At 54.8% G+C, this 4,457-nt stretch carries 4 protein-coding genes; all 4 read right to left on the bottom strand.

Going from position 1 to position 4,457, the window contains the following annotated elements; all coding sequences use genetic code 11:
- Positions 1–218: 218 nt before the first annotated feature.
- The 4 genes from INT29_RS19735 to INT29_RS19720 are packed head-to-tail and all read right to left on the bottom strand — an operon-like array spanning position 219 to position 4,185.
- Positions 219–1,415, bottom strand: coding sequence for an ABC transporter permease (locus INT29_RS19735; RefSeq protein WP_069599443.1), 1,197 nt, complete (start codon positions 1,413–1,415; stop codon positions 219–221).
- Positions 1,408–2,082: an ABC transporter ATP-binding protein gene (locus INT29_RS20840; RefSeq protein ID WP_081448687.1), complete on the bottom strand. Its 675-nt coding sequence runs from the start codon at positions 2,080–2,082 to the stop codon at positions 1,408–1,410. The genes INT29_RS19735 and INT29_RS20840 overlap by 8 nt, the downstream gene beginning before the upstream one ends.
- Before the next feature lie 11 nt (positions 2,083–2,093).
- Complete coding sequence (locus INT29_RS19725) at positions 2,094–3,287, bottom strand: efflux RND transporter periplasmic adaptor subunit (protein ID WP_226831720.1); 1,194 nt, start codon at positions 3,285–3,287, stop codon at positions 2,094–2,096.
- Between the two features lie 25 nt (positions 3,288–3,312).
- Complete coding sequence (locus tag INT29_RS19720) at positions 3,313–4,185, bottom strand: hypothetical protein (RefSeq protein WP_193073252.1); 873 nt, start codon at positions 4,183–4,185, stop codon at positions 3,313–3,315.
- Between the last annotated feature and the right edge of the window lie 272 nt (positions 4,186–4,457).

Raw genomic sequence — 4,457 nt, 5'->3', positions numbered from 1 at the left:
TTACTCGAATCCGGTGGTTTCAGGCCGCTTCTACACTCTTATTTACGATGAGCCGGATATCTCGCACCTGTGGGCGAAGCTTGGGCTATGCCTACAAGAGGGCACAGCCGCGTAAGATCCCCCGAGGCTCCCCCGCACCTTTCGGCGAAATTGGGAGCTCGACCGCAAGCACCGGGGGAAGGTACGTGTTTCCCACCTGCGGGAACTGTATCGCCCCTTTAATCGCTGCGGACTGCGTCGGCTGGGCGAATGGTTGCAGTTTTCAATGACGGGTAAATTGAGGCGATGATTCCAGTCAAAGTGCCAGCTATAGGGCCCGCGACGAGGAACCAGAACGGCACAAGAGGATTCCACCCAAGAGCCACGGTTATCCCGATCGCGAAGATGACACCGAATCCCACGCCGCATAGGCCACCTATCGAGCCCAGCAACCCGCCCTCTACAAGGAACTTCACCACGACTTGTTCACGAGAGAAGCCTATCGCGCGCCTTAGGCCGATTTCCGATGTTCTGGCCATAACTGATGACAGTGTTGCGTTGGCAACGATCAAGAGAGTGAGGATCCAAAGAACGATTCCCACGCCCATGAGAAGCCCGTCGACGTCTGTAGCAACTCCCTTACGCAGGTCCCCAAGGGATTCAGCGCCGGACGCAGCGATCTTCGATGCCTGACCTGGAGCTGCAAGGTCTGGAACAAGTGCCGCAACCGAGCTCGAGAATCCCAAATCCGTTCTCACGAGGAGTTCGCTGTGATCGTCGTAGTCCCGAAACTCCTCAGCGACTTGTGGCGGGATAAGTATCGACTGGGCGAGTTTTGGGTCTCGTTCGCTGGAGACGATTCCGATTGCGGTGAACGTTTGGATACCAAACCTGAAGGTCTGATCGTAGCTATGCGCGCCGATTCCGAGCTGCTTGGCGACGGATGCACCGACTAGTGCAATGTTATCGTCAGGTGCCTTGCTCCAGGTCTTTGCAATCGAGGCGGGAATCAGATCGACATCATTGGCTCCGAAGTAGCTTTCGTCCACACCGAGCACGCGCACGTCCTCAACTTCTGGCCCGCCCGGTAAACGAGAAATCGTTCGTTCTCCGGGGCTGATAGGCAGGTATCGTGTTGCGGAGTTGACATGAGAGATAGTTGACACAGCCTCCGCGGATCCTTCGGTAAGTAGGTCCAGACTTGAGGCGGTCGCGCCCGTATCATCCGATGCGGAGCTGTCGTGAACTTGGTAAACACGAACTTCATCTAAGGCTGTAGCCGCGAGCTGCTCATCAATTTGGTTTGCTGCCGTGACTGCGACGACTCGTGACGCAATGAGGCCGGCGATTGATAAGGTGACAACGACAACGATAATGAGGCTTTTCACGCGTCTCGCGTTTGCGTCTCTGACAACATCAAGAAGCAGGTCACGCATGCGTGCTCCGCTGTTGGAGAGATCCGTGTCTTAACTCGTACGAGCGATCGCACTGTTCTGCGAGCCGGTGATCGTGGGTGATTATGACGACGGCAACGCCACGATCTCGTTCAGCGTTGAGCATGTCGATGATGCGCTGCGAATTATCGGGGTCAAGGTTTCCAGTGGGTTCATCAGCCAGAATGATATCTGGGCCCCGCACTATCGCCCTCGCAATAGCCAGTCGTTGACGTTCACCACCGGAGAGAACTCGAGCCGGTTGGTGCAAGCGATGAGAAAGCCCGACCTTCTCGATAGCATCTTCAACAAGCTGGAGGCGATCGTGCCGAGGAGTTCGCGAAGCCCACAACGCTAGCTCAACATTGTCCGAACATGTTCGTACTGGCAGGACGTGTGAGTCCTGAAAAACGAACCCCAGGTGATCAGCGCGGAGCCGGTCAATTGTTCGAGGTGAAGCTTCTTCTGTGCTCACTCCCATCACTGAGGCAACACCAGATGTCGGTCGGTCGAGAAGGCCAATTATGTTCAGAGCCGTTGACTTGCCTGACCCGCTGGGGCCGACAATTGAGACAGTTGCGCCTGGATACACGGTGAGATTGAAACCGGTCAACACCTGAGTAGGTGGATGACCGGCATAGGACTTCGAAATGTCAGTGAACACGGCCATGGGTTCACTCATCAGGGGCCGACGACAATCTTGTCTCCTACGGTGATGCAGTCAGAGGATACTTCTATCCACCCAGATGCCTCTTCTCCAGTGCTGACACGGCACTTCTCGTCGGCTCCCGGCAATAGTACGTAGTTTCCTTCAGGGTCCTCTCGCAACCCGACTAGTGGAATAGCGGTGCTTTTATCGCTATCGTCGCCCGCTAGCGTGATGCTTACGGCTGCAGCGTCTTGAAGTTCGTCGGGGAAGTCGTCTTCAGATTCGAATGTTACATCGTAGCCGGGAGGGATCTTGTCGTCTTCTCCGCTGGCCTCTTTGAAGTCCGATATTTCTTTAACTGTGAATATCTCCTGGCTGACCGTGCTGTCGGTCGTGCTCACGGTGACTTCTGTCCCTGTTTCGAATTTCTCGGCTTGAGACAGATCGACGCGGGCTTTGACCGTGCTCTCACCTGAGCGAACGGTCCCGAGCACGGGTTCTTCAGAATCGATGATCGAGCCTCTTTTGACGATCTTCTCGATATTCGGGCTCCCCGATGGTAGAAAATAAAAGTCGGAGAGTCTGAACTGCACTCCCGCCTTCGCTTTTGCGGAGTCGAGCTGCTCACGAAGCGTTTGGCGTTCTTCGTCGTCAACCTCAGAATCTGACTTCGCCTCGTCGTACGCAGCCTGTGCTTCCTTGACTTCGTCCTGTCCGGATGACGGAGCTTTAAGGTCGTAGCCGGAATACAGTTGGGCGATGCCATCGCGAGTGGACTGGGTAAATTTCTCAGACCGGGCGGAGGCCTTGCCAAGATTGCTGAGCAGTGAGTTCAGCTCGCGAACATCGTCGCCAGAGTCTCCTAGGTCGAGATTTCGATAGAGCGGAAACTCTGTGCTCACGGCAAAAATTGGGCGCCCAGAGACGATCGCGATCAGTTGGCCTGAGTTGAGCACGTCGCCCTTCGACACCTCGACACGAGTCACCACCTGCTCGCCTTCGCTAGCTTGAAGTGTGATGTCGCTCGTCTTGCCGCGCCTGACATTGCCGCCGATTGTTGTGTCGCTGGTCAGCGCCCTTTCTTCGACTTTGGCGAGTCCTGTAACAGTTTGCTCGTCTGTGTCTTTCAAATCATCAAGCGGAGCACGGAGAAAATAGCCGAGCATGAAGCCGACGATAGCGAGGACACATCCGACAACGGAGGCCAATCCCAGTGGTGTACTCAACCACCCAAGTGGTCGTGATTTGCCATTAGCCTTCATAGCTCTTGATGACTTGCCTTGCGTCCTCTAGTACTGGAACAGCTCGTGATCGGAACTCCTGATATTCCGAAGCATGCTTCGTGACATATTGCTTTTGCTCTTCCCAGAGATTGGCAGCCCACGCATCAACAAATTTGGTTGACTCCTTGCAATCGACGTCCTTTAGGGCCGTCTTGATCGCTTCCTCTTCATCCATCGTGGAGACCCCAGACGGGATGAATCCTTCTCCGTCTATCTTGATTCCCTTAGAGTCCATGCAGTCAACCCAAGTTTGCCGAATTTCTTCCCGTGCCTCGTCATTAACGACAGTGTTATCGACCAAGGTGGGCTGGATTTCGTTAGCGAACTCGTTCTCAACTTCGGAGAACTGCTTCACGGAAGGATCACTGGTCGCACAGTCCCGGAGAACAGCTATGTCATCTTCGGAGAGTTGCTCACTAGTGACATTGTCTTTGGCTTCTGTATCGGGGAGGGAGTCGTAACCATATTTCGCCGCTAGAGTAGGTGACCAGACGCCGATGTCGGTGTAAGCTTTCTCCGAAATTTCGTTGCGACGATCGTAGGGAGAATACTCGATCCCTTGTTTATCCGCGCACTTTGAAGACGCAATGCTGTTGGCGTACCCGATTGTCGTCTCTTCGTCCCATGTGAGTGTCAGTTGTCGGCCCGGAGTTTCTATCGATCCGTCTTCGTAGTCGATAGTCGAGGTCATACCCGCCAAGCTGTCGGTCTGTTCGTCGTCTGCGTTACCGCAACCAGCAACACCCGCTGTCAGAAACGCGACGGCCAAAAGGGCAACCGCCCGGCGCACAGCCGAGCGGTTGCGGTTTGAACTAAGTGTCTTCACGAGCACCTTACCCATTTGTGACTACTGATTTTATCCTGGAAGTTTTTCGAGCTAGCGCCTGATGTCTCGCTGTAGCCGCCTCCGTTTTTCAAGTAGGGGTCCGACGTGATTCCGCCACTCGCTGGCCGATTGAACCGAATGCCGGCACCCTTGTGGCTGGTGTTCTGGTAAAAGACTACAGCACACCGACTGCCACGGTTGGCGACTGAATTGGCCTTGTCGTTGGGGTTCCTGGTTGGGTCCCCGAGTAGGAGTCCGGTGACTATGTGAGTTTCGCATCCGATAAT

Origin of the sequence: Brevibacterium sp. FME37, assembly GCF_014897485.1 — a bacterium.
In the GTDB taxonomy this organism is placed as follows: domain Bacteria; phylum Actinomycetota; class Actinomycetes; order Actinomycetales; family Brevibacteriaceae; genus Brevibacterium.
Note: the sequence above shows the minus strand (reverse complement) of the source record. Positions and strands in the feature narration are given on the sequence as shown.